The following is a 22,301-nucleotide window of genomic DNA, read 5'->3' as shown; positions in this document are numbered from 1 at the left end:
CTCCCTTTGTGGGCTCCACCCCACCCCCCCCACCCCCACCACCCCCCCCCCCCCCCCACCCCCCCCCCCCCCCCCGGGCCCGCGTGTCTCAGCGCCTGCCGCCCTGCTTCGGGTCGAGCAGGCCCGCGCGCCGCAGCGCGTCCGCCATCGCGCTGTTGGCCGGGGCCGGGGCCTGGGCCTGACGGCCACCGCCCCCGCCGCCGCCCCCGCGACCGCCCTGCCGCTGCTGCGGCGGGCGGCCGCCGCGCTGCTGACGGCGCTCGCCGGACGGCTGCCCGCCCTGCGGGGCCGCCTCGTCGTCCAGGCGCAGCGTCAGCGAGATCCGCTTGCGCGGGATGTCGACGTCGAGCACCTTCACCTTGACGATGTCACCCGGCTTGACCACATCGCGCGGGTCCTTGACGAACGTCCTCGACATCGCGGACACATGCACCAGGCCGTCCTGGTGGACGCCGACGTCGACGAACGCCCCGAACGCGGCCACGTTCGTCACGACACCCTCCAGGACCATCCCCGCCTCCAGGTCGGAGATCTTCTCCACGCCCTCCTTGAAGGAGGCCGTCTTGAACGCGGGCCGCGGGTCACGGCCCGGCTTCTCCAGCTCCTTGAGGATGTCGGTGACGGTGGGCAGACCGAACGTCTCGTCCACGAAGTCCTGCGGCCGCAGCGAGCGCAGCACGCCGGTGTTGCCGATCAGCGCGGCCACCTCCTGGCCGGTGGTCTTCACCATGCGCCGCACCACCGGATACGCCTCCGGGTGCACGCTGGACGCGTCCAGCGGGTCGTCGCCGCCGCGGATCCGCAGGAAGCCCGCGCACTGCTCGTACGCCTTCGGGCCCAGCCGGGGCACCTTCTTCAGCTGCGCGCGGGAGGTGAAGGGGCCGTTGGCGTCGCGGTGCGCCACGATGTTCTCCGCCAGCCCGGAGGAGATGCCGGAGACCCGGGCCAGCAGCGGCGCGGAGGCGGTGTTCACGTCCACGCCGACGCCGTTCACACAGTCCTCGACCACCGCGTCCAGCGAGCGGGACAGCTTCACCTCGGACAGGTCGTGCTGGTACTGGCCGACGCCGATCGACTTCGGGTCGATCTTCACCAGCTCGGCCAGCGGGTCCTGGAGCCGGCGGGCGATCGACACCGCGCCGCGCAGCGACACGTCCATGTCGGGCAGCTCCTGCGAGGCGAACGCCGACGCCGAGTACACGGAGGCGCCCGCCTCGGACACCATCACCTTGGTGAGCTTCAACTCCGGGTGCCTGGCGATCAGTTCACCGGCGAGCTTGTCGGTCTCGCGGGACGCGGTGCCGTTGCCGATGGCGATCAGCTCGACCGCGTGCTCCTTCGCCAGCCGGGCCAGTTTGGCGATCGCCTCGTCCCACTTGTTGGCCGGGACGTGCGGATGGATGACGTCCGTGGCGACGACCTTGCCGGTCGCGTCCACCACGGCCACCTTCACGCCCGTACGGAAGCCGGGGTCCAGGCCCAGCGTGGCGCGCGTGCCCGCCGGGGCGGCCAGCAGCAGGTCCCGCAGGTTCGCCGCGAACACCCTGACGGCCTCGTCCTCGGCGGCCGTGCGCAGCCGCAGCCGCAGGTCGATGCCGAGGTGGACGAGGATGCGGGTGCGCCAGGCCCAGCGGACCGTGTCGGTCAGCCACTTGTCGGCGGGACGGCCCCGGTCGGCGATGCCGAAGCGGTGCGCGACGATCCCCTCGTACGACGACGGGCCGTCGGTGGGCTCCTCCGGCTCCAGGACGAGGTCGAGGACCTCCTCCTTCTCGCCGCGCAGCATCGCCAGGATCCGGTGCGAGGGCAGCTCGGTGAAGGGCTCCGCGAAGTCGAAGTAGTCGGAGAACTTCGCGCCCGCCTCCTCCTTGCCCTCCCGCACCTTGGCGGCGAGCCGCCCGCGCACCCACATGCGCTCGCGCAGCTCGCCGATCAGGTCGGCGTCCTCCGAGAACCGCTCGGTGAGGATCGCCCGCGCGCCGTCCAGCGCGGCCTGCGGATCGGCGACGCCCTTGTCGGCGTCCACGAACGCGGCCGCGGCCGCCAGTGGTTCGACCGTGGGATCGCCGAGCAGCCCGTCGGCCAGCGGCTCCAGACCGGCCTCGCGGGCGATCTGCGCCTTGGTGCGCCGCTTGGGCTTGAACGGCAGATAGATGTCCTCCAGGCGCGCCTTGGTCTCCGCGCCCCGGATCCGGGCCTCCAGCTCCTCGGTGAGCTTGCCCTGCTCGCGCACCGACTCCAGGATGGCGGCCCGCCGCTCCTCCAGCTCCCGCAGATAGCGCAGCCGCTCCTCGATCGTGCGCAGCTGCGCGTCGTCGAGCATCTCGGTCGCTTCCTTGCGGTAGCGAGCGATGAAGGGCACCGTCGAACCGCCGTCGAGCAGCTCCACGGCGGCCTTGACCTGCCGCTCCCGTACGCCGAGCTCCTCGGCGATCCTGCCTTCGATGGACCCTGCTCCGAGGGACCCGGGTGTCGTCACGATTGCCGTACCGCCTTCTCCACTTCGGGTTGCGCGGCAATTGTGGCAGGTGGCACCGACAACCGGGGATCAGGGCGGGTCATGGGCGCGGCAAGCCCGTCATGCCCGGCGGGCACCGCGTCGCCCGGAGGCGGAGGCTCCGCCGAAGAGCCGGGCCAGCGCCCGGAAGGGAAGCGTCACGACCGTGGCGATGGCACCACCGATCTGCCGCAGTACGTCCGCGATCGCACGGAACACGTCAATCTCCTCCGTCACCCTTGATGTCGGCCATTCGAGCAGCCCTCGGGTACCTCGCCAGGGCTCCGGCACACATGGCAGGAAAGGTGGGTTCCTCGTCATTGCGGCCATCGCCGCACCCCCGAAGAATCGACGCATGCCGCAGCGAACCGTGCTCGTCGTCGTCTTCGACGAGGTGCAGAGCCTCGATGTCACCGGCCCCGTGGAGGTCTTCACGGGCGCCGAGCAGGGCACCCCGGGGACGTACGACATCCGCACGGCCTCCCTGGACGGCGGCCCCGTCCGCACCTCCAGCGGCCTCACCCTCGTACCGGACCGTTCCCTCGCGGACACCGACGACCCGCACACCCTGCTGGTCCCCGGCGGACAGGGCACCCGGGACCCGGACCCGCGGCTGATCGACTGGCTGCGCCGGCACGGGCCGCGCGCCGAGCGGCTGGTGTCGGTCTGCACGGGCGCGGTACTGCTCGCCGCCGCGGGGCTGCTGGACGGGCGCCGCGCCACCACGCACTGGGCGTACTGCGACAGACTCGCCCGCGACCACCCGGCCGTCGAGGTGGACCCCGAGCCGATCTACGTCCGCGACGGCAACGTCGCCACCTCCGCCGGGGTCACCTCCGGCATCGACCTCGCTCTCGCCCTGGTCGAGGAGGACCTGGGCCGGGACGCCGCCCTCACCGTCGCCCGCCACCTGGTGGTGTTCCTGCGCCGGCCGGGCAACCAGGCCCAGTTCAGCGCACAGCTCGCCGCGCAGACCGCCCGGCGCGAGCCGCTGCGGGACGTCCAGCAGTGGATCACCGAGCACCCCGACGCCGATCTGAGCGTGGAGGCGCTGGCCGAGCGCGCCCGGCTCTCCCCGCGCCACTTCGCCCGCGCCTTCCGCGCCGAGACCGGCACGACCCCCGGCCGCTACGTGGACCGGGTCCGCCTGGAACACGCCCGCCGCCTCCTGGAGGACTCCCCGGACGGCATCGAGGAGATCTCCCGTGCCAGCGGCTACGGCACGCCCGAGGCGATGCGCCGCGCCTTCGTCCGCACGCTGGGCGCCTCCCCGGCGGAGTACCGCAGACGGTTCCGCCCGGCCCTCGCCCCCTGACGCCGCACCTCTTCCCCCACCACCACCGAAGGGACCCCGATGCAGATCGCCATCGTCCTCTACGACCGTTTCACCGCCCTGGACGCCGTCGGACCGTACGAGACCCTCGGCCGCCTCCCCGGCGCCGAGCTGGTGTTCGTGGCCGAGCGGTCCGGGCCCGTCCGCACCGACACCGGGACCCTCGCCCTCACCGCCGACAAGACCCTCGCCGAGGTGCCGGACCCCGACATCGTGGTCGTCCCCGGCGGCCCCGGGCAGACCTCGCAGATGGAGAACGCGGCCCTGCTGGACTGGCTGCGGGCCGCCGACGCCACCAGCACCTGGACGACCTCGGTGTGCACCGGCTCCCTGCTGCTCGCCGCCGCAGGGCTGCTCAAGGGCCGCCGGGCCACCTCCCACTGGCTGGCCCTGGACTTCCTCACGGGCTTCGGCGCCGAGCCCACCGGCGAGCGGGTCGTCTTCGACGGCAAGTACGTCACCGCGGCCGGTGTCTCCTCCGGCATCGACATGGGCCTCGCCCTGCTGGGCCGGATCGCGGGCGACGAACACGCCCAGGCCGTCCAGCTGCTCACCGAGTACGACCCGCAGCCGCCCTACGACGCCGGGTCGCCGCAGAAGGCCCCCGCGCACCTCGTCGAGGAGTTCCGCGCCAAGAGCCGGTTCATCCTGACGTAGTCCAGGTGAAGCGCGGCGGGCGGCGTTCCAGGAACGCGGCGACGCCCTCCGCGGTGTCACCGCTCTCCCGCGCCCGCGCGGCCCAGTGGTCGTCGCGGTCGGTCCGGCCGTTCGCGAACTCCTTGGCCGCCGCCTGCGTCAGCTGCGAGCGCGCGGCGAGGATCCGGGTGAACTCGGCGACCCGCTTGCCGAGTTCGCCCTCCGGCAGCACCTCGTCCACCAGGCCCGTCCGCAGCGCCCGCTCCGCCTCGATCAACTCGCCCGAGAAGAGGAGGTACTTGGCGGTGGCGGGGCCCACCAGCGACACCAGCCGCCGGGTGGAGGACGCCGGGTAGACGATGCCGAGCTTCGCCGGCGTCACCCCGAACAGCGCGCCCTGCTCCGCGAACCGCAGATCGCAGGCCGCCGCGAGCTGCGAGCCGCCGCCCACACAGTGCCCGCGGATCGCCGCGAGCGTCGGCTTCGGGAACGCGGCGAGCGCCTCCTCGGCGGCCACGGCCAGCGCCTGCGCGCGCTCCGGCGACCCCTGGAGGGTGGAGATGTCGGCGCCCGCGCAGAAGGTGCCGCCCTCACCGGTGAGCACCAGCGCGCGGACCTCGGGATCGGCGGCCAGGGCGTCCAGCAGCGGCGGCAGCGCCTCCCACATCGCGGCCGTCATGGCGTTGCGCTTGGCCGGGTGGTGGATGACGACGGTGGCGACCGAGTCGGCGACGTGGTGCAGCAGCTGGGGCTCCATGCGCGGGATGCTAGCCGCCCTGGGCGTACGTACGATCGACGAGGGGGCCGCCGACGACGAGGAGGCCCTGATGCGGGGACGGACGAAGGGCGCCGGCGGCACCGCCAAGCCGACGGGCGAGGCCGCCCGGCTCCACCGCGGCTTCGGCCGGCTCACCGCGCTCGGCGTGATCCTGGTCCTCGCGGGACTCGTCGGGCTCGTCTACACCGGCGTGGCCACCCTCACCTCCATGCTGCTGTTCGGCTGGCTGCTGCTCATCGGCGGCGTGGTGGGCGTGCTGCACGCGATCCAGGCGCGCGGCGGCAACTTCTTCTGGCTCGGCGTGATCGTCGCGGCGCTGAACCTCGCCGCGGGCGTGGTCGTCATCCTCCGGCCCGACGAGGCCGCCGCCGCGCTCACCATGTTCGCCGCGCTGCTCTTCCTCACCGGCGGTCTCTTCCGGCTGGTCGGCAGCCTGGTGGTGCGCGGCCCGCAGTTCGGCTGGACGCTGTTGCTGGGCGCCTTCGACCTGCTGCTCGGCATCCTCGTGCTGGGGTCCTGGCCGAGCAGCAGCCAGTACGTCGTCGGCTGCTTCTTCTCCCTGGCGCTGCTCTTCGACGGCCTCGGTCTGATCGCCACCGGGTTCGGCGGGCGCCGGATCGTCGGGCTGGTCTCCGAGGCCGTCTCCGACCGGCCGGAGGGTGCCGACAAACCCGTACAACCCGAATAGTTCGCAAAGTCGGCAGGGGCGGGACAGGAGCAGTCCCACAACTGACCGTGTCATACGCCATCGGTCAAAAACGCTCGATAGTTGCTGACTTGTGTTCAGCTCTTCGGCACCGGCGGGCTCGTTGTCACCATTCGACATGTGGTGACAATCGAGCGCGAGGGTGGCGACCGGACGATGGCAGGCGGCGCAGAGGCACCCCTTGAGGAGAAGACGCCCGACCCGCTGCCGTACGAGGGCGTCTGGAGGTTCACCGCTCCCGCCGTCGACGCCTCGGTCCCGCAGGCCCGGCACGCCGTTCGGGATCTACTGCTGCGTCAGGGCGTACCGGTCTCCGACGACGTGGCCCAGGGGCTGCTGCTGATCGTCTCGGAGCTGGTCACGAACGCCGTCCGGCACGCGGCGCTGCTGTCGCCGATGCTCGCCGTGGAGATCGCCGTGGGCGCCGAGTGGGTGCGGGTCTCGGTCGAGGACAACCACCCCTACCGCCCGACGGCCCTGGAGGCCGACCACGCGCAGACCGGCGGTCGCGGACTGCTCCTGGTGCGGGAGATCACCCGGGAGGCGGGCGGCGTGTGCGACGTCGAGCACACGGCGAGCGGCGGCAAGGTGATCTGGGCCGCCCTGCCGCTCGCTCCCGCGCGTCCGGTGTGACCGCCGGGGCTCCTACCAGCCCGCCGACGGGCCGGTCAGCTCCCTGATCGCCGGGCGGGCGGCGTCCAGGACCGTCATGAACCACGCCGAGAACGGGTCCTTGGCATGCCGCTCCGCCAGCTCGGCCGGGGTCACGAAGGCGGTGGCGCCGACCTCCTCCGGGTCCGGCGCGAGCGGCGACTGCACCAGGCCCACGAAGAGGTGGTTGTACTCCTGCTCCACCAGACCCGAGGCCGGATCCGGGTGGTTGTAGCGGACCGTGCCCGCCTCGGCGAGCAGCGACGGGGAGACGCCCAGCTCCTCGTGCGTACGCCGGGCCGCGGCCGCGAACGGGGCCTCGCCCGGGTACGGATGGCCGCAGCAGGTGTTCGACCACACACCGGGGGAGTGGTACTTCCCCAGCGCCCGCTGCTGGAGCAGCAGCCGGCCCCGCTCGTCGAAGAGGAAGACCGAGAACGCCCGGTGCAGCTGCCCGGGCGGCTGATGGGCCGCCAGCTTCTCCGCGGTGCCGATCGTGACGCCGTTCTCGTCGACCAGTTCCAGCAAGATCGCGTCCGCGGTGCCGTCCGACGTGCTGTGCGTCGCGGTGGCAGGTGTGATCGGCATACCCATCCTTCGCCTCGTTCCTCGCGCCCCAGTCTGCCGTACGTATCAGGCGCTCCCGGTACTTCCCGGCACGACCCGCATGTCCCGCATGTCCCACCAGGGACGCCACCGGAAAAGGGGCCCGGTAGCTGATCGTGCCCTGTGTGACGGGCCGAGAACCGTCCGTGTCGGCGTGCGTCACCCGGGTCGGTGCCGAGGCTGCCTCAGTGGCAGAGCCGGGCCTCATGCTCCGCGTGGCCGCTAGGCTCCAGCTGGAATGTGCAGTGCTCCACGTCGAAGTGGTCGCCGAGGCAGCCCTGCAGCTCGTGCAGCATCTTCTCGTGGCCGATCGCGCTCAGGACGTCGGAGCGGACGACGACGTGCGCGGACAGCACCGGCATGCCCGAGGTGATCGTCCAGGCGTGCAGATCGTGCACGTCCTCCACGCCGTCCAGCGCCAGTATGTGGGCGCGGACCTCCGCCATGTCGACGCCCTTCGGGGCCGACTCCAGCAGCACGTCCAGCGTCTCGCGCAGCAGCTTGACGGTGCGCGGCACGATCATCAGCCCGATGACCAGCGAGGCGATCGGGTCGGCGGCCTGCCAGCCGGTGGTGAGGATCACCACCGCCGAGATCAGCACCGCCAGCGAGCCGAGCGCGTCCGCCGCCACCTCCAGGAAGGCGCCGCGCACGTTCAGGCTCTCCTGCTGTCCGCGCATCAGCAGCGTGAGCGAGATCATGTTCGCGACCAGACCGATCCCACCGAACACAATGGTCAGGCCGCCCTCGGTGCCGGCCGGCGTGATGAACCGCTGGATCGCCTCGTACAGCACGTACCCGCCGACGCCGAGCAGCAGCAGACAGTTGGCGAGCGCGGCGAGTATCTCCGCGCGGGCGTAGCCGAAGGTGCGGTTCGCGGTCGCCGGGAGGTTGGCGAAGTGGATGGCGAGCAGGGCCATGCCCAGGCCCAGCGCGTCCGTCGCCATGTGGGCCGCGTCGGCGATCAGCGCGAGCGAGTCCGCGAGCACCCCGCCGACGATCTCCACCACCATCACGGTGAGCGTGATCGACAGCGCGATCCGCAGCTGGCCGCGGTACGCCGCCGCGGCCGTACCGGTCACCGGTGCCGCGTGCGCGTGTCCGTGGTCGTGCCCAGCCCCCATGAAAACCGCCCTCCTGTGATCGGTCCGGCTCACAGTGAACTACGGGTGGGGGGTATCCGGCAACGCGGCACTGAACACCGTTGTCATATGCTCTGACCTGCGGAAACGAAGCCCAGGTCAGAGCCTTGCGGTCCTCAGCCGCCGCGGTGCAGCAGCCACCCCCGCCACGCCGACTCGACCATCTCGCGCACCCCGCGCCGGGCGGTCCAGCCCAGCTCCGCGGCGGCCCGCTCGGCGGAGGCGACGGCCCGCGGCGCGTCCCCGGGGCGACGCGGCTCGACGACCGCCGGCCGGGAGTCGCCGGTCACCTCGCCGATCAGCGCGACCAGCTCCCGCACCGAGACGCCCTCGCCACGGCCGATGTTCACGGTCAGATCACCCGTCGCGTCCCCGGCGGACAGCCGGCGGGCCGCCGCCAGATGCGCCTCGGCGAGATCGGCGACATGGATGTAGTCGCGCACACAGGTGCCGTCCGGGGTCGGATAGTCGTCGCCGAAGATCCGCGGGGCCTCGTCCCGGGTGAGCCGGTCGAAGACCATCGGTACGACGTTGAAGACCCCGGTGTCGGCCAGCTCCGGGGCGGCCGCGCCGGCCACGTTGAAGTACCGCAGACAGACGGTCGCGATGCCGTGCGCCTGCCCCGCGGCGCGCACCAGCCACTCACCGGCCAGCTTGGTCTCGCCGTAGGGGTTCACCGGCGCGCACGGGGTGTCCTCCGTGATGAGGTCCACATCCGGGTTGCCGTAGACGGCGGCCGAGGAGGAGAACAGGAACCGCCGGATGCCGGCCCCGGCGACCGCGTCGAGCAGCGTCGCCAGCCCGCCCACGTTCTCCTGGTAGTACCGCGTCGGCTCGGCCACCGACTCGCCGACCTGCTTGCGCGCGGCGAGATGCACCACACCGGTCACCTCGTGCTCGCCGAGGACCCGCTTCAGCAGCTCGCCGTCCATCGACGAGCCCCGCACCAGCGGAATCTCCGCCGGCAGCCGCGCGGGCACGCCCGCGGAGAGGTCGTCCAGCGCGACGACCCGCTCGCCGGCCTCGGTCATCGCCCGTGCCACATGGGCCCCGATGTATCCGGCACCGCCGGTGATCAGCCACGTCATGGTGGCCCACCCTAATCCCGGCGCCCGCCGCGGGCCGAGTCCGGCCGCTGCCGCCGCCGCGCTCCGCCACGCTCCGGAACCGCGCCCTCACCGCCGTCCGCACACCTCACTGTCGTATGTCATGAATGTCCGTTCTGGGCGCGCGATTTTGTGCCCCGGCCCGCCGAGCCCTCATGATGATCAGGGCGAAGCGGCTCGCAGCATGGGGCGTCCGGGCCGTGAACGGGCGGTGAACACGGGTCTCCGATCATCCGATAGCCTCTGCCGACATGCCGCCGCCTGGTGCAGCCGAGGGTGCAGCCAAGGGGCGCGCCCCCACCATGTTCAGGCCCGGCGCCACCCGCGCCGGCACGCAGGGAGTGAGTTCGGTTGTCGACCGCCATCCTCACCGGCCAGCCGGTCCCCGGATCGTCGATCGAGGGCGATCTGCGGTCCCTCGGCTTCGAGGTGCGCACCGCCGCCGACGCCGCCGACGCCGAGACGCTGCTCGCCCAGATCCCCGGTGACCAGCGCGTCGCGGTCGTCGACGCCCGGTTCGTCGGCCATCTGCACGCCCTGCGCCTCGGCCTGACCGACCCCCGCTTCCCGCTGGCCGCCGTCCCCGGCGCCGTCACCGCGCAGCCGGCCGGCCGCCAGGCCCTGACCCGGGCGATGGCCCGCGAGAACTCCACCGGCGGCGGCACCGCGGTCGCCGTGGACAGCCTCGCCGACCGCGTGGTCACCGCCCTCGACGCCGACGGCGCCGAGGTGCACCGACCCGAACTGGGCAGCCTGGTCGCCACCGTCCCCGCCGACCCGCAGGCCCGCAACGAGGCCCGCCAGGCCGTGGCCGCCGTCGACGACGAGGCGGTCCGGCTGAAGTCGGCCGTGAAGGCCCGTGACGGCTTCTTCACCACCTTCTGCATCAGCCCGTACTCCCGCTACCTCGCCCGCTGGTGCGCCCGCCGGGGCCTCACCCCGAACCAGGTCACCACGGCGTCCCTGCTCACCGCGCTGATCGCGGCGGCCTGCGCGGCCACCGGCACCCGCGGCGGCTTCGTCGCGGCCGGGATCCTGCTGATCGCCTCCTTCGTGCTGGACTGCACCGACGGCCAGCTCGCCCGCTACTCGCTCCAGTACTCCACCCTCGGCGCCTGGCTCGACGCCACCTTCGACCGGGCCAAGGAATACGCCTACTACGCCGGCCTCGCGCTGGGAGCCGCGCGGGGCGGCGGCAGTGACGACGTATGGGCGCTGGCGCTGGGCGCGATGGTCCTGCAGACCTGCCGGCACGTGGTCGACTTCTCCTTCAACGAGGCCAACCACGACGCCACCGCCAACACCAGCCCCACCGCCGCCCTCTCCGACAAGCTCGACAGCGTCGGCTGGACGGTCTGGGTGCGCCGCATGATCGTGCTGCCGATCGGCGAGCGCTGGGCGATGATCGCGATCCTCACCGCGGCCACCACCCCGCGCATCACCTTCTACGCCCTGCTGATCGGCTGCGCCTTCGCCGCCACCTACACCACCGCGGGCCGCGTGCTGCGCTCCCTGACCCGGAAGGCGCGGCGGACCGACCGCGCGGCGACCGCGCTCGCCGACCTCGCCGACTCCGGCCCGCTCGCCCAGGGCTTCGCGGAGGCGTTCAAGAACCCCGCCCGCCGCCTGCCCGGCTTCGCCGTCCCGGCGATCGCCCTGCTCGGCGGGCTCGCGGTGGTCGCCACCGCCGTTCTCACCGACTTCGGCAGCCCCTGGCCGGTCGTCGCCGCCTTCGGCTACGCCCTGACCTCGGGCCTCGCCGTCGCCCGCCCCCTCAAGGGCGCCCTCGACTGGCTCGTGCCGCCCTTCTTCCGCGCGGCCGAGTACGGCACCGTCCTCGCGCTCGCGGCCAAAGCGGGGGTGAACGGAGCCCTTCCGGCGGCTTTCGGCCTGGTAGCGGCCGTCGCCTACCATCACTACGACACGGTCTACCGGATCCGCGGCAACGCGGGCGCGCCCCCGCTCTGGCTGGTCCGGACGATCGGGGGGCACGAGGGCCGGACGCTGGTGGTCGCCGTGCTGGCCGTGCTGCTGACCGCCGCGCAGTTCAAGGTCGCGCTCACGGCCCTCGCCGTGGCCGTCGCCCTGCTGGTGCTCGTCGAGAGCATCCGCTTCTGGGTGGCCTCCCACCTGGGAGGCGCGCCCGCCGTACACGACGAAGGAGAACCCGCATGATCGGCCTCGTGCTGGCGGCCGGCGCCGGACGGCGTCTGCGCCCCTACACCGACAGCCTGCCCAAGGCGCTGGTGCCGGTGGGGCCCGCGGGCATAGAGGGCGAACCGACGGTTCTCGACCTCACCCTCGGCAACTTCGCCGAGGTCGGCCTGACCGAGGCCGCGATCATCGTCGGCTACCGCAAGGAGGCCGTGTACGCGCGCAAGGAAGCGCTGGAGAAGAAGTACGGCCTGAAGCTCACCCTGATCGACAACGACAAGGCCGAGGAGTGGAACAACGCCTACTCCCTGTGGTGCGGCCGTGACGCCCTCAAGGACGGCGTGATCCTCGCCAACGGCGACACCGTCCACCCGGTCTCCGTCGAGAAGACCCTGCTCGCCGCGCGCGGCGGCAGCAAGCAGATCATCCTCGCCGTCGACACCGTGAAGCACCTCGCGGACGAGGAGATGAAGGTCGTCGTGGACCCCGACCTGGGCGTCCAGCGGATCACCAAGCTGATGGACCCGGCCGAGGCCACCGGCGAGTACATCGGTGTCACCCTCATCGAGGGCGAAGCCGCCCCCGAGCTGGCCGACGCGCTCAGGACCGTGTGGGAGACCGACCCGCAGCAGTTCTACGAGCACGGCTACCAGCAGCTCATCAACGTCGGCTTCCACATCGACGCGGCGCCGATCGGCGACGTCGAGTGGGTCGAGATCGACAACCACGACGATCTCGCCCGGGGACGGGAGATCGCGTGCCGGTACTGACCAGGCTCATCCCCTCGCCGCTCGTCGTCGACATCCGCCCGGGCGCCCTCGACGACCTGGCCTGCGTCCTCGCCGACGAGCGCATCTCGCACTCCGGCCGGCTCGCCGTCGCCGTCAGCGGTGGCTCCGGCGCGAAGCTGCGCGAGCGGGTCGCCCCGCAATTGCCCGGCGCCAGCTGGTACGAGGTCGGCGGCGGCACCCTCGACGACGCGGTGCGGCTGGCGAGCGACATAAAGGCCGGCCACTACGACGCGGTCGTCGGCCTCGGCGGCGGCAAGATCATCGACTGCGCCAAGTTCGCCGCGGCCCGGGTCGGTCTGCCCCTGGTCGCCGTGCCGACCAACCTCGCGCACGACGGCCTGTGCTCGCCGGTCGCCACCCTCGACAACGACGCGGGGCGCGGCTCGTACGGCGTGCCCAACCCGATCGCCGTCGTCATCGACCTGGACGTCATCCGCGAGGCCCCGGTCCGCTACGTCCGGGCCGGCATCGGCGACGCCGTCTCCAACGTCTCCGCGATCGCGGACTGGGAGCTGGCGAACCGGGTCAAGGGCGAGAAGATCGACGGCCTCGCCGCGGCCATGGCCCGCCAGGCCGGTGAAGCCGTGCTGCGGCACCCCGGCGGCATCGGGGACAACGATTTCCTCCAGGTGCTCGCCGAGGCGCTGGTGCTCAGCGGTATCGCCATGTCGGTGTCGGGCGACTCCCGCCCGTCCTCCGGGGCCTGCCACGAGATCAACCACGCCTTCGACCTGCTGTTCCCCAAGCGGGCCGCGGCCCATGGCGAGCAGTGCGGGCTGGGCGCGGCCTTCGCGATGTATCTGCGCGGAGCCCACGAGGAGTCGGCGTACATGGCCGAGGTGCTGCGTCGGCACGGACTGCCGGTGCTGCCGGAGGAGATCGGCTTCACCCGTGACGAGTTCGTCAGGGTCGTGGAGTTCGCCCCGGAGACCCGGCCCGGCCGCTACACGATCCTCGAACACCTCGACCTGAAAACCCACCAGATCAAGGACATCTACGCCGACTATGTCAAGGCCATCGGTAGCTGAACTCCGCCCGGTCGTCCACCCTCCGGGGGTGAAGGACCGGCGCAGCGGTGAGCACTGGATGGGACGCCTCTATATGCGTGAGGTGTCCCTGCGGGTCGACCGCTATCTGGTGAACACCAGGGTCACGCCCAACCAGCTCACGTACCTGATGACCGTCTGCGGCGTCCTCGCGGCCCCGGCCCTGCTGGTGCCGGGGATCGCGGGGGCCGTACTCGGCGTGATCATGGTCCAGCTGTATCTGCTGCTGGACTGCGTCGACGGTGAGATCGCCCGCTGGAAGAAGCAGTACTCGCTCGGCGGGGTCTACCTCGACCGCGTCGGCGCCTACCTGACCGACGCGGCCGTCCTGGTCGGCCTCGGTCTGCGCGCCGCCGACCTGTGGGGCGAGGGCCGTGTCGACTGGCTGTGGGCCTTCCTCGGCACCCTGGCCGCGCTCGGCGCCATCCTGATCAAGGCCGAGACGGACCTGGTCGGCGTCGCCCGGCACCAGGCCGGCAAGCCCCCGGTGCAGGAGTCCGCGGCCGAGCCGCGCTCCTCCGGCATGGCCCTGGCCCGCCGGGCCGCCGCCGCGCTCAAGTTCCACCGGCTGATCCTCGGCATCGAGGCGTCCCTGCTGATCCTGGTCCTCGCCATCGCCGACCAGGTGCACGGCGACCTGTTCTTCACCCGGCTCGGCACCGCCGTCCTCGCCGGGATCGCGCTGCTCCAGACCGTGCTGCACCTCGTGTCCATCCTCGCGTCGAGCAGGCTGCGGTGAGTGCCATGGAGACGCCCCTGAAGGTCGGCGCGGTCGTCATCACCATGGGCAACCGACCCGAGGAGCTGCGCGCCCTGCTGGAGTCGGTCGCCAAGCAGGACGGCGACCCGGTCGAGGTCGTGGTGGTCGGCAACGGCTCGCCCGTCCCGGAGGTCCCCGAGGGCGTGCGCACCATCGAGCTGCCCGAGAACCTGGGCATCCCCGGCGGCCGCAACGTCGGCATCGAGGCCTTCGGGCCCGGCGGCCGCGACGTCGACATCCTGCTCTTCCTCGACGACGACGGGCTGCTCGCCCGCACCGACACCGCCGAGCTGTGCCGCCAGGCCTTCGCCGCCGACGACCGGCTCGGCATCATCAGCTTCCGCATCGCCGACCCCGAGACCGGCGTCACCCAGCGTCGGCACGTGCCCCGGCTGCGCGCCTCGGACCCGATGCGCTCCTCGCGGGTCACCACCTTCCTCGGCGGCGCCAACGCCGTCCGCACGACGGTGTTCGCCGAGGTCGGCGGACTGCCGGATGAGTTCTTCTACGCGCACGAGGAGACCGACCTGGCCTGGCGGGCCCTCGACGCCGGCTGGATGATCGACTACCGGTCCGACATGGTGCTGTACCACCCGACGACCGCACCCTCCCGGCACGCGGTCTATCACCGGATGGTCGCCCGCAACCGGGTCTGGCTCGCCCGCCGCAACCTGCCCGCCCTGCTCGTCCCGGCGTATCTGGGCGTCTGGCTGCTGCTCACCCTGGCGCGCCGCCCCTCGCGGCCCGCGCTCAAGGCGTGGTTCGGCGGATTCCGGGAAGGCTGGACGACGCCGTGCGGTCCCCGCCGACCCATGAAGTGGCGTACGGTGTGGCGGCTGACCCGGCTCGGCCGGCCTCCGGTGATCTGACAAGCTCGTCCCCGCGGGGCCCGGGCCACCGGCCCCGCCAAGCCGCACCGGCTGCGCATTTCTCGAAGACGAAAGTTTCCCGTAGTGAGTGAGACAACGCACGACGGCGGAGTCGCCGTGACCGAGCCTCCGTCGCCCGACGCGCATCTGACGGCGGCCGAGCTCGCCGCGAAGTACGGCCTGTCCGTGAGCGGCGCCCGGCCCTCGCTCGTCGAGTACGTCCGCCGGCTCTGGGGACGGCGTCACTTCATCGTCGCCTTCTCCCAGGCCAAGCTGACCGCCCAGTACAGCCAGGCGAAGCTCGGCCAGCTGTGGCAGGTCGCCACCCCGCTGCTCAACGCGCTCGTCTACTACCTGATCTTCGGGCTGATCCTGAACGCGGGCCGCGGCATGTCCAAGGACGTGTACATCCCGTTCCTGGTCACCGGCGTCTTCGTCTTCACCTTCACCCAGTCCTCGGTGATGGCCGGCGTCCGCGCGATCTCCGGCAACCTCGGCCTGGTGCGCGCCCTGCACTTCCCGCGCGCCTCGCTGCCGATCTCGTTCGCGCTCCAGCAGCTCCAGCAGCTGCTGTTCTCGATGATCGTGCTCTTCGCGGTGGCCGTGGCCTTCGGCAGCTACCCGGACCTGTCCTGGGTGCTGATCCTGCCGGTGCTGGTCCTGCAGTTCCTGTTCAACACCGGGCTCGCCATGATCGTGGCGCGGATGGGCGCGAAGACCCCGGACCTGGCCCAGCTGATGCCGTTCGTCATGCGGACCTGGATGTACGCCTCCGGGGTGATGTTCTCCATCCCGATCATGCTCCAGGACAAGCCGGCCTGGATCGCCGACGTGCTCCAGTGGAACCCCGCCGCCATCTACATGGACCTGATGCGCTTCGCGCTGATCGACGGCTACGGCTCCGAGAACCTGCCCCCGCACGTCTGGGCGGTCGCCCTGGGCTGGGCGCTGCTCGTCGCCGTGGGCGGCTTCGTGTACTTCTGGAAGGCGGAGGAGAGGTACGGCCGTGGCTGAGGCACGCATTCCCACCGTCATCGCCGACGACCTGCACATCGTCTACCGCGTCAACGGCGCCAAGACCGGCAAGGGCAGCGCCACCGCCGCGCTCAGCCGGATCCTCAGGCGCGGCTCCGACGACGCGGCACGGGGTGTGCGCAAGGTGCACGCGGTGCGCGGGGTCTCCTTCGTCGCCTACCGCGGCGAGGCCATCGGCCTGATCGGCTCCAACGGCTCCGGCAAGTCCACCCTGCTGCGCGCCATCGCCGGTCTGCTCCCGGCCGAGAAGGGCAGGGTCTACACCGACGGCCAGCCCTCGCTGCTCGGCGTCAACGCGGCGCTGATGAACGACCTGACCGGCGAGCGCAACGTCATATTGGGCGGGCTCGCCATGGGCATGTCCCGCGAGGAGATCAAGGTCCGCTACCAGGACATCGTCGACTTCTCCGGCATCAACGAGAAGGGCGACTTCATCACCCTGCCGATGCGCACCTACTCCTCCGGCATGGCCGCCCGGCTGCGGTTCTCCATCGCCGCCGCCAAGGACCACGACGTCCTCATGATCGACGAGGCACTGGCCACCGGCGACCGCAAGTTCCAGAAGCGCTCCGAGGAGCGCATCCGGGAGCTGCGCAAGGAGGCTGGCACCGTGTTTCTGGTCAGTCACAACAACAAGTCGATCCGCGACACCTGCAACCGTGTGCTGTGGCTGGAGCGCGGGGAGCTGCGCATGGACGGCCCGACCGACGAGGTTCTGAAGGAGTACGAGAAGTTCACGGGCAAGTGACCCGATACGCCCAGGGCCCCGCCGGAACTGCTCCGGCGGGGCCCGGCGTCTGCAAAGTAAATGTCAACTCTGGGCGCCTGTAGGAATCTTGAGGCTGATCGTTGTGTTGTAGTGATGCGCGGGACACCCCCGCGGACCCCCCTGCGTTGTACAACGTAAGCTGTACCGGTGCCGAATCGCGGCAAGTAGGGCGATAACGCGCGACACCCTCCCCCGGGGCGGCCGCGCGATCGCCGGGCGGCGTGTCCGAAATAGTGTGTATTGGGTCGGCAGTGTAGAACGGGAGATGTGACGGCAATGGCTACGGAAACTCCCCGGCTCCCCGAAGCATGTGCCGTCCCCGCCCGAGGCAGCACACGGTGACGGGAACCCGCGCGGCGTACCGGTACGACCCGGAGCGCTCCACCCTCGACAAGGCAGCGGCCGAGAACTTTCCCGTGGCCCCGTTCTTCCTGCCCAGGGCCTGGCGCGCCGACCTGATGGCCGTCTACGGCTTCGCCCGCCTGGTCGACGACATCGGCGACGGCGACCTCGCCCCCGGCGGCGCCGACGCCCGCCTGCTGGGCGTCTCCCCGGACCGGGCCGAGGACCGGCTGGTCCTGCTCGACGCCTTCGAGGCCGATCTCCGCCGCGTCTTCGACGGCGAGCCCCGCCATCCCCTGCTGCGCCGGCTCCAGGCGACCGTCCGGCGCTGCTCACTCACCCCCGAGCCGTTCCTCGGGCTGATCGCCGCGAACCGCCAGGACCAGCTGGTCAGCCGGTACGAGACCTACGACGACCTGCTCGCCTACTGCGAGCTGTCCGCCAACCCCGTCGGCCGTCTGGTCCTCGCCGTCACCGGCACCGCCACCCCAGAGCGGATCCGCCGCTCCGACGCGATCTGCACGGCCCTCCAGATCGTCGAACACCTCCAGGACGTCGCCGAGGACCTCGGCCGCGACCGGATCTATCTGCCCGCCGCGGACATGAAGCGCTTTCACGTCCAGGAGGCGGATCTCGTCACCCCTTCGGCGGGCGCATCGGTGCGCGCGCTGGTCGCATACGAAGCGCAACGCGCCCGCGATCTGCTGAATGAAGGCGCCCCCCTCGTGGGTAGCGTGCACGGCAGGCTCAGGCTGCTGCTCGCGGGGTTCGTGGCGGGGGGAAGGGCGGCCGTCGACGCGATCGCCGCCGCCGACTACGACGTACTTCCCGGCCCGCCCAAGCCCGGCAAGCTCCGGTTGCTGCGCCAGGTGGGCGTGACTCTGCGAGGAGAGGGGTGATCCGGACCGTGGAGTCGGAACCACACGTGTCCGCACCGGTACTCGCCGCCTACCGCTACTGCGAGGCCGTCACCGGACAGCAGGCCCGTAACTTCGCCTACGGCATCCGGCTGCTGCCGGCGCCCAAGCGTCGCGCGATGTCGGCGCTGTACGCGTTCTCCCGGCGCGTCGACGACATCGGGGACGGTGCGCTCACCGACGAGGTGAAGACGGCCAGACTCGAGGAGACCCGGGCCCTGCTCACCCGGATCCGCGAGGAGAAGATCGACGAGGATGACACCGACCCGGTCGGCGTCGCCCTCGCGCATGCCGCCCGCACCTTCCCGATCCCGCTCGGCGGCCTGGACGAGCTGATCGACGGCGTGCTGATGGACGTGCGCGGCGAGACCTACGAGACCTGGGACGACCTCAAGCAGTACTGCCGTTGCGTGGCCGGCGCGATCGGCCGGCTCTCCCTCGGCGTGTTCGGCACCGAACCCGGCGCGCGCGGCGCCGAGCGCGCCCCCGAGTACGCCGACACACTGGGCCTGGCCCTCCAGCTCACCAACATCCTGCGGGACGTCCGCGAGGACGCCGAGGGCGGGCGTACCTACCTGCCCGCCGACGACCTCGCCAAGTTCGGCTGCTCCGCCGGCTTCGCCGGGCCGACCCCGCCGCAGGGCTCCGACTTCGCGGGCCTCGTCCACTTCGAGGTACGGCGGGCCCGCGCCCTGTTCGCCGAGGGCTACCAGCTGCTCCCCATGCTCGACCGGCGCAGCGGCGCCTGTGTCGCCGCCATGGCCGGCATCTACCGCCGCCTCCTCGACCGCATCGAACGCGACCCCGAGGCCGTCCTCCGCGGCCGCGTCTCCCTCCCCGGCCGCGAAAAGGCCTACGTCGCCGTCCGCGGCCTCTCCGGCCTCGACACCCGCCACGCCGGCCGACGCACCGTCAGGAGGCGCGCCTGATGCGGAACCTGGGCCCGAGCGCGGCCACTGGGCCGGAGCCGGACGGCGCCGACGGGGAGCACGTCGGCACCGCGACCGGCCGGCGCGCCCACGCCGTCGGTGAGGGGCGCGTCTGTGTTGCCGGTGGGGGGCGTGTCCGTGGTGTCGGCGGTGAGCGCGCCGGTGTGGTCCGCGACGAACGTCACGTCGCCGAAGCCGCCCCCACACGCACCGTCGCACGTGCCACCGACGGCACCTCTACGGACGCCGTCGCACCCGCCACCGACGGCACCCCTGCGGAGGCCGGCCCCCTCGGCGGCATGCGCAGCGGTGACGCCGGCGACCGCACCGGAGGTCGGCGTGGTGGCGCCGTCCGTGCTGTCGCCGGTGGCAGGCCCGGCGCCGCCGCTGATGGCCTCCCCGCAGACGTCGGCCTCTTCGGCGGCATGCGCAGCGGTGACACCGGCGGGGACCTCGGCGACCGCACCGGTGGCGGACGCGGTGGCGCCGTTCGTGCCGTCGTCGGCCGCAGGGCCGGTCGCGCCGCCGACGGCAACCCCGGTTGTCTCCCCGGCGGCACCCCTGGAGGGAACCGGCACGCAACCCTCCGTCGGGAGGGCGCGTCCCTGACGGCAGCGGGTCGCCCCGGCCGGTTCCGACAGCGCAGCGCGGGGGAGGGTGCACGATGACCGACGGCACGAGGAGCGGACACGTGACGCACGGCCGGAGTGCCGTGGTGGTCGGCGGCGGGCTCGCCGGGATCACCGCCGCGCTCGCACTCGCCGACGCGGGCGTCCGCGTCACCCTGCTCGAAGGCCGGCCCCGGCTCGGCGGCCTCGCCTTCTCCTTCCAGCGCGGCGAGCTGACCGTCGACAACGGACAGCACGTCTACCTGCGCTGCTGCACCGCCTACCGCTGGTTCCTGGACCGGATCGACGGCGCGGCGCTGGCACCCCTGCAGGATCGTCTCGACGTGCCCGTTCTCGATCTCGCCAAGCCCGAGGGCCGGCGGCTCGGCAGGCTGCGGCGCGACGCCCTGCCCGTCCCGCTGCACCTGGGACGCAGCCTCGCGACGTATCCGCATCTCTCGCTCGCCGAGCGCGCCAAGGTCGGCCGGGCCGCGCTCGCGCTCAAGGGGCTCGACCTCGCCGATCCGACCCTGGACACCCAGGACTTCGGCAGCTGGCTGACCGCGCACGGTCAGTCGGCGCGTGCCGTCGAGGCCCTGTGGGACCTGGTCGGGGTCGCCACCCTCAACGCGGTCGCGGACGACATCTCCCTGGGACTCGCCGCGATGGTGTTCAAGACCGGTCTGCTGTCCGACCCGGGCGCGGCCGACATCGGCTGGGCACGCGTCCCGCTGGGCGAACTGCACGACCGGCTGGCCCGCAGGGCGCTCGACTCCGCGGGCGTCCGCACCGGACTCCGTACACGCGTCACCTCCATCTCCCAGTACGACAACGGGCGTTGGAGCGTTCAGGTTCCCGGCGAGACCATCGAGACGGACGCGATCGTGCTCGCCGTACCGCAGCGCGAGACGCACGACCTGCTGCCGGACGGCGCCCTCGACGCCCCCGAGCAGCTGCTCGCGATCGGCACCGCGCCGATTCTCAACGTCCATGTCGTCTACGACCGCAAGGTGCTGAACACCCCGTTCCTCACCGCGCTCGGCACCCCCGTCCAGTGGGTCTTCGACCGCACCGAGGCCTCCGGGCTGCGCGACGGCCAGTACCTCGCCCTGTCCCAGTCGGCCGCGCACGACGAGATCGACGAGCCCGTCGCCGCGCTGCGCGAGCGGTATCTGCCCGAGCTGGAGCGGCTGCTGCCCCGCACCCGGGGCGCCGAGGTGAAGGACTTCTTCGTGACCCGGGAGCGCACCGCGACCTTCGCTCCCACCCCCGGCGTCGGGCGACTGCGGCCCGGCGCCCGCACCAAGGCACCCGGCCTGTACCTGGCCGGAGCGTGGACCGCCACCGGGTGGCCCGCGACCATGGAGAGTGCGGTCCGCAGCGGCATCAGCGCGGCGGACGCCGCGCTGCGCGCCCTGGGCCGGCCCCGCCCCCGCCATCTCTTCGACGTCGAGGAGGCGGCCTGATGCATCGGCAGCACGGCGCGGCAGGTCCCCGCACCCCCGGTACCGCAACAAGAGGAGAGACTGTGCCCACTGTGCCCCCGGCCTCGAAGGCCGCTCGAGAGACCGCGGTGGACGTGACCGCGCTCCTGGAGCGTGGCCGGACCCTGGCCACACCGGTACTGCGGGCGGCCATCGACCGCCTGGCGCCTCCCATGGACACGGTCGCCGCCTACCACTTCGGCTGGATCGACGCCCAGGGCAACCCCACCTCCGGCGACGGCGGCAAGGCCGTGCGCCCCGCGCTCGCCGTGCTGTCCGCCGAGGTCACCGGCGCCGCCCCCGAGGTCGGCATCCCCGGCGCCGTCGCCGTCGAACTGGTCCACAACTTCTCGCTGCTGCACGACGACCTGATGGACGGCGACGAACAGCGCCGCCACCGCGACACCGTCTGGAAGGTGCACGGTCCCGCCCAGGCCATCCTGGTCGGCGACGCCCTCTTCGCCCTCGCCAACGAGGTGCTCCTGGAGCTGGGCACCGTCGACGCCGGCCGCGCCACCCGCCGGCTCACCACCGCCTCCCGCGCCCTCATCGACGGACAGGCCCAGGACATCTCGTACGAGCACCGCGACCGGGTGACCGTCGAGGAGTGCCTGGAGATGGAGGGCAACAAGACCGGCGCCCTGCTCGCCTGCGCCTGCTCCATCGGCGCGGTGCTCGGCGGCGCGGACGACCGTACCGCCGACACCCTGGAGAAGTACGGCTACCACCTCGGCCTCGCCTTCCAGGCCGTGGACGATCTGCTCGGCATCTGGGGCGACCCGGAGGCCACCGGCAAGCAGACCTGGAGCGATCTGCGCCAGCGCAAGAAGTCGCTGCCGGTGGTGGCCGCGCTCGCCGCGGGCGGCAGCGCCTCCGAGCGGCTCGGCGAGATGCTCGCCGCCGACGCCAAGAGCAGCGACTTCGCGACCTTCTCCGAGGAGGAGTTCGCCGCCCGCGCCGCGCTCATCGAGGAGGCGGGCGGCCGCGAGTGGACCGCCGAGGAGGCGCGCCGTCAGCACGCCATCGCCGTCGAAGCCCTCGACGCCGTGGACATGCCGGACCGGGTGCGGGCGCAGTTCACGGCGCTCGCCGACTTCGTCGTCGTACGAAAGAGATGATCACTATCGGTCGAATAGCCCTCG

Annotated in this window: 21 protein-coding genes; 15 read left to right on the top strand and 6 right to left on the bottom strand. The window is 72.3% G+C overall.

Annotated elements, in window-relative coordinates:
• Positions 1-88 precede the first annotated feature (88 nt).
• Positions 89-2,479, bottom strand: a complete 2,391-nt coding sequence (locus ACZ42A_RS05105) for a Tex family protein (protein WP_468525731.1) — start codon at positions 2,477-2,479, stop codon at positions 89-91.
• 99 nt (positions 2,480-2,578) lie between these two features.
• The gene (locus ACZ42A_RS05100) at positions 2,579-2,716 is read right to left on the bottom strand and encodes an LPFR motif small protein (RefSeq protein ID WP_454335681.1); all 138 of its coding nucleotides are present in this window, start codon (positions 2,714-2,716) and stop codon (positions 2,579-2,581) included.
• A gap of 136 nt (positions 2,717-2,852) precedes the next feature.
• Here ACZ42A_RS05100 and ACZ42A_RS05095 point away from each other — a divergent pair, with 136 nt between their 5' ends.
• Positions 2,853-3,812 (top strand): GlxA family transcriptional regulator, encoded by a 960-nt coding sequence (locus ACZ42A_RS05095; RefSeq protein WP_468525730.1) that lies wholly within the window; start codon positions 2,853-2,855, stop codon positions 3,810-3,812.
• Between the two features lie 39 nt (positions 3,813-3,851).
• Positions 3,852-4,487 carry a DJ-1/PfpI family protein gene (locus ACZ42A_RS05090; RefSeq protein ID WP_468525729.1) on the top strand — a complete coding sequence of 212 codons (636 nt, stop codon included), beginning with the start codon at positions 3,852-3,854 and terminating at the stop codon, positions 4,485-4,487.
• On the opposite strand, the gene ACZ42A_RS05085 is transcribed toward ACZ42A_RS05090, so the two are convergent.
• Positions 4,474-5,223: an enoyl-CoA hydratase/isomerase family protein gene (locus tag ACZ42A_RS05085; protein ID WP_468525728.1), complete on the bottom strand. Its 750-nt coding sequence runs from the start codon at positions 5,221-5,223 to the stop codon at positions 4,474-4,476. The genes ACZ42A_RS05090 and ACZ42A_RS05085 overlap by 14 nt on opposite strands.
• Before the next feature lie 70 nt (positions 5,224-5,293).
• Here ACZ42A_RS05085 and ACZ42A_RS05080 point away from each other — a divergent pair, with 70 nt between their 5' ends.
• On the top strand, positions 5,294-5,932 hold the full coding sequence (locus ACZ42A_RS05080) for an HdeD family acid-resistance protein (RefSeq protein WP_468526143.1): 639 nt from the start codon (positions 5,294-5,296) through the stop codon (positions 5,930-5,932).
• 174 nt (positions 5,933-6,106) lie between these two features.
• Positions 6,107-6,583, top strand: a complete 477-nt coding sequence (locus tag ACZ42A_RS05075) for an ATP-binding protein (protein WP_468525727.1) — start codon at positions 6,107-6,109, stop codon at positions 6,581-6,583.
• A gap of 12 nt (positions 6,584-6,595) precedes the next feature.
• Here the strand turns inward: ACZ42A_RS05075 and idi are convergent, their stop codons facing one another.
• The 3 genes from idi to galE all read right to left on the bottom strand — a co-directional run bounded on the left by idi (position 6,596) and on the right by galE (position 9,437).
• The gene (gene idi, locus ACZ42A_RS05070; protein WP_468525726.1) at positions 6,596-7,189 is read right to left on the bottom strand and encodes an isopentenyl-diphosphate Delta-isomerase; all 594 of its coding nucleotides are present in this window, start codon (positions 7,187-7,189) and stop codon (positions 6,596-6,598) included.
• Positions 7,190-7,392: 203 nt separating this feature from the next.
• Positions 7,393-8,331 carry a cation diffusion facilitator family transporter gene (locus ACZ42A_RS05065; protein WP_468525725.1) on the bottom strand — a complete coding sequence of 313 codons (939 nt, stop codon included), beginning with the start codon at positions 8,329-8,331 and terminating at the stop codon, positions 7,393-7,395.
• A 134-nt stretch (positions 8,332-8,465) separates the two neighbouring features.
• Positions 8,466-9,437 carry a UDP-glucose 4-epimerase GalE gene (galE, locus tag ACZ42A_RS05060; RefSeq protein WP_468525724.1) on the bottom strand — a complete coding sequence of 324 codons (972 nt, stop codon included), beginning with the start codon at positions 9,435-9,437 and terminating at the stop codon, positions 8,466-8,468.
• Between the two features lie 369 nt (positions 9,438-9,806).
• Between galE and ACZ42A_RS05055 the strand changes: the two genes are divergently transcribed.
• The 11 genes from ACZ42A_RS05055 (at position 9,807) to ACZ42A_RS05005 (ending at position 22,277) form a co-directional block, all read left to right on the top strand.
• The gene (locus ACZ42A_RS05055) at positions 9,807-11,630 is read left to right on the top strand and encodes a DUF5941 domain-containing protein (protein ID WP_468525723.1); all 1,824 of its coding nucleotides are present in this window, start codon (positions 9,807-9,809) and stop codon (positions 11,628-11,630) included.
• On the top strand, positions 11,627-12,379 hold the full coding sequence (locus tag ACZ42A_RS05050; protein ID WP_468525722.1) for a phosphocholine cytidylyltransferase family protein: 753 nt from the start codon (positions 11,627-11,629) through the stop codon (positions 12,377-12,379). The genes ACZ42A_RS05055 and ACZ42A_RS05050 overlap by 4 nt, the downstream gene beginning before the upstream one ends.
• Positions 12,367-13,428, top strand: coding sequence for an iron-containing alcohol dehydrogenase family protein (locus ACZ42A_RS05045; RefSeq protein ID WP_468525721.1), 1,062 nt, complete (start codon positions 12,367-12,369; stop codon positions 13,426-13,428). The genes ACZ42A_RS05050 and ACZ42A_RS05045 overlap by 13 nt, the downstream gene beginning before the upstream one ends.
• The gene (locus ACZ42A_RS05040) at positions 13,406-14,185 is read left to right on the top strand and encodes a CDP-alcohol phosphatidyltransferase family protein (RefSeq protein WP_468525720.1); all 780 of its coding nucleotides are present in this window, start codon (positions 13,406-13,408) and stop codon (positions 14,183-14,185) included. Before ACZ42A_RS05045 ends, ACZ42A_RS05040 begins: the two co-directional genes overlap by 23 nt.
• Before the next feature lie 17 nt (positions 14,186-14,202).
• The gene (locus tag ACZ42A_RS05035) at positions 14,203-15,075 is read left to right on the top strand and encodes a glycosyltransferase family 2 protein (RefSeq protein WP_468526142.1); all 873 of its coding nucleotides are present in this window, start codon (positions 14,203-14,205) and stop codon (positions 15,073-15,075) included.
• Positions 15,076-15,159: 84 nt separating this feature from the next.
• Positions 15,160-16,089 carry an ABC transporter permease gene (locus tag ACZ42A_RS05030; RefSeq protein WP_468525719.1) on the top strand — a complete coding sequence of 310 codons (930 nt, stop codon included), beginning with the start codon at positions 15,160-15,162 and terminating at the stop codon, positions 16,087-16,089.
• Positions 16,082-16,858 (top strand): ABC transporter ATP-binding protein, encoded by a 777-nt coding sequence (locus tag ACZ42A_RS05025; protein WP_468525718.1) that lies wholly within the window; start codon positions 16,082-16,084, stop codon positions 16,856-16,858. The genes ACZ42A_RS05030 and ACZ42A_RS05025 overlap by 8 nt, the downstream gene beginning before the upstream one ends.
• A gap of 329 nt (positions 16,859-17,187) precedes the next feature.
• Positions 17,188-18,120: a squalene synthase HpnC gene (gene hpnC / locus ACZ42A_RS05020; protein ID WP_468525717.1), complete on the top strand. Its 933-nt coding sequence runs from the start codon at positions 17,188-17,190 to the stop codon at positions 18,118-18,120.
• A complete protein-coding gene (gene hpnD / locus ACZ42A_RS05015; RefSeq protein WP_468525716.1) occupies positions 18,117-19,067 on the top strand; it encodes a presqualene diphosphate synthase HpnD in 951 nt (316 codons plus the stop codon). The genes hpnC and hpnD overlap by 4 nt, the downstream gene beginning before the upstream one ends.
• Before the next feature lie 664 nt (positions 19,068-19,731).
• Positions 19,732-21,141 (top strand): hydroxysqualene dehydroxylase HpnE, encoded by a 1,410-nt coding sequence (gene hpnE, locus ACZ42A_RS05010; RefSeq protein ID WP_468525715.1) that lies wholly within the window; start codon positions 19,732-19,734, stop codon positions 21,139-21,141.
• Entirely contained in the window at positions 21,141-22,277 is a 1,137-nt protein-coding gene (locus ACZ42A_RS05005; protein ID WP_468525714.1) for a polyprenyl synthetase family protein, read from the top strand. The genes hpnE and ACZ42A_RS05005 overlap by 1 nt, the downstream gene beginning before the upstream one ends.
• Positions 22,278-22,301: the final 24 nt, after the last annotated feature.

It is taken from the genome of Streptomyces sp. NPDC030838 (assembly GCF_055572035.1).
The sequence above is the reverse complement of the archived record's forward strand: the minus strand, read 5'-3'. Positions and strand labels throughout refer to the sequence as shown.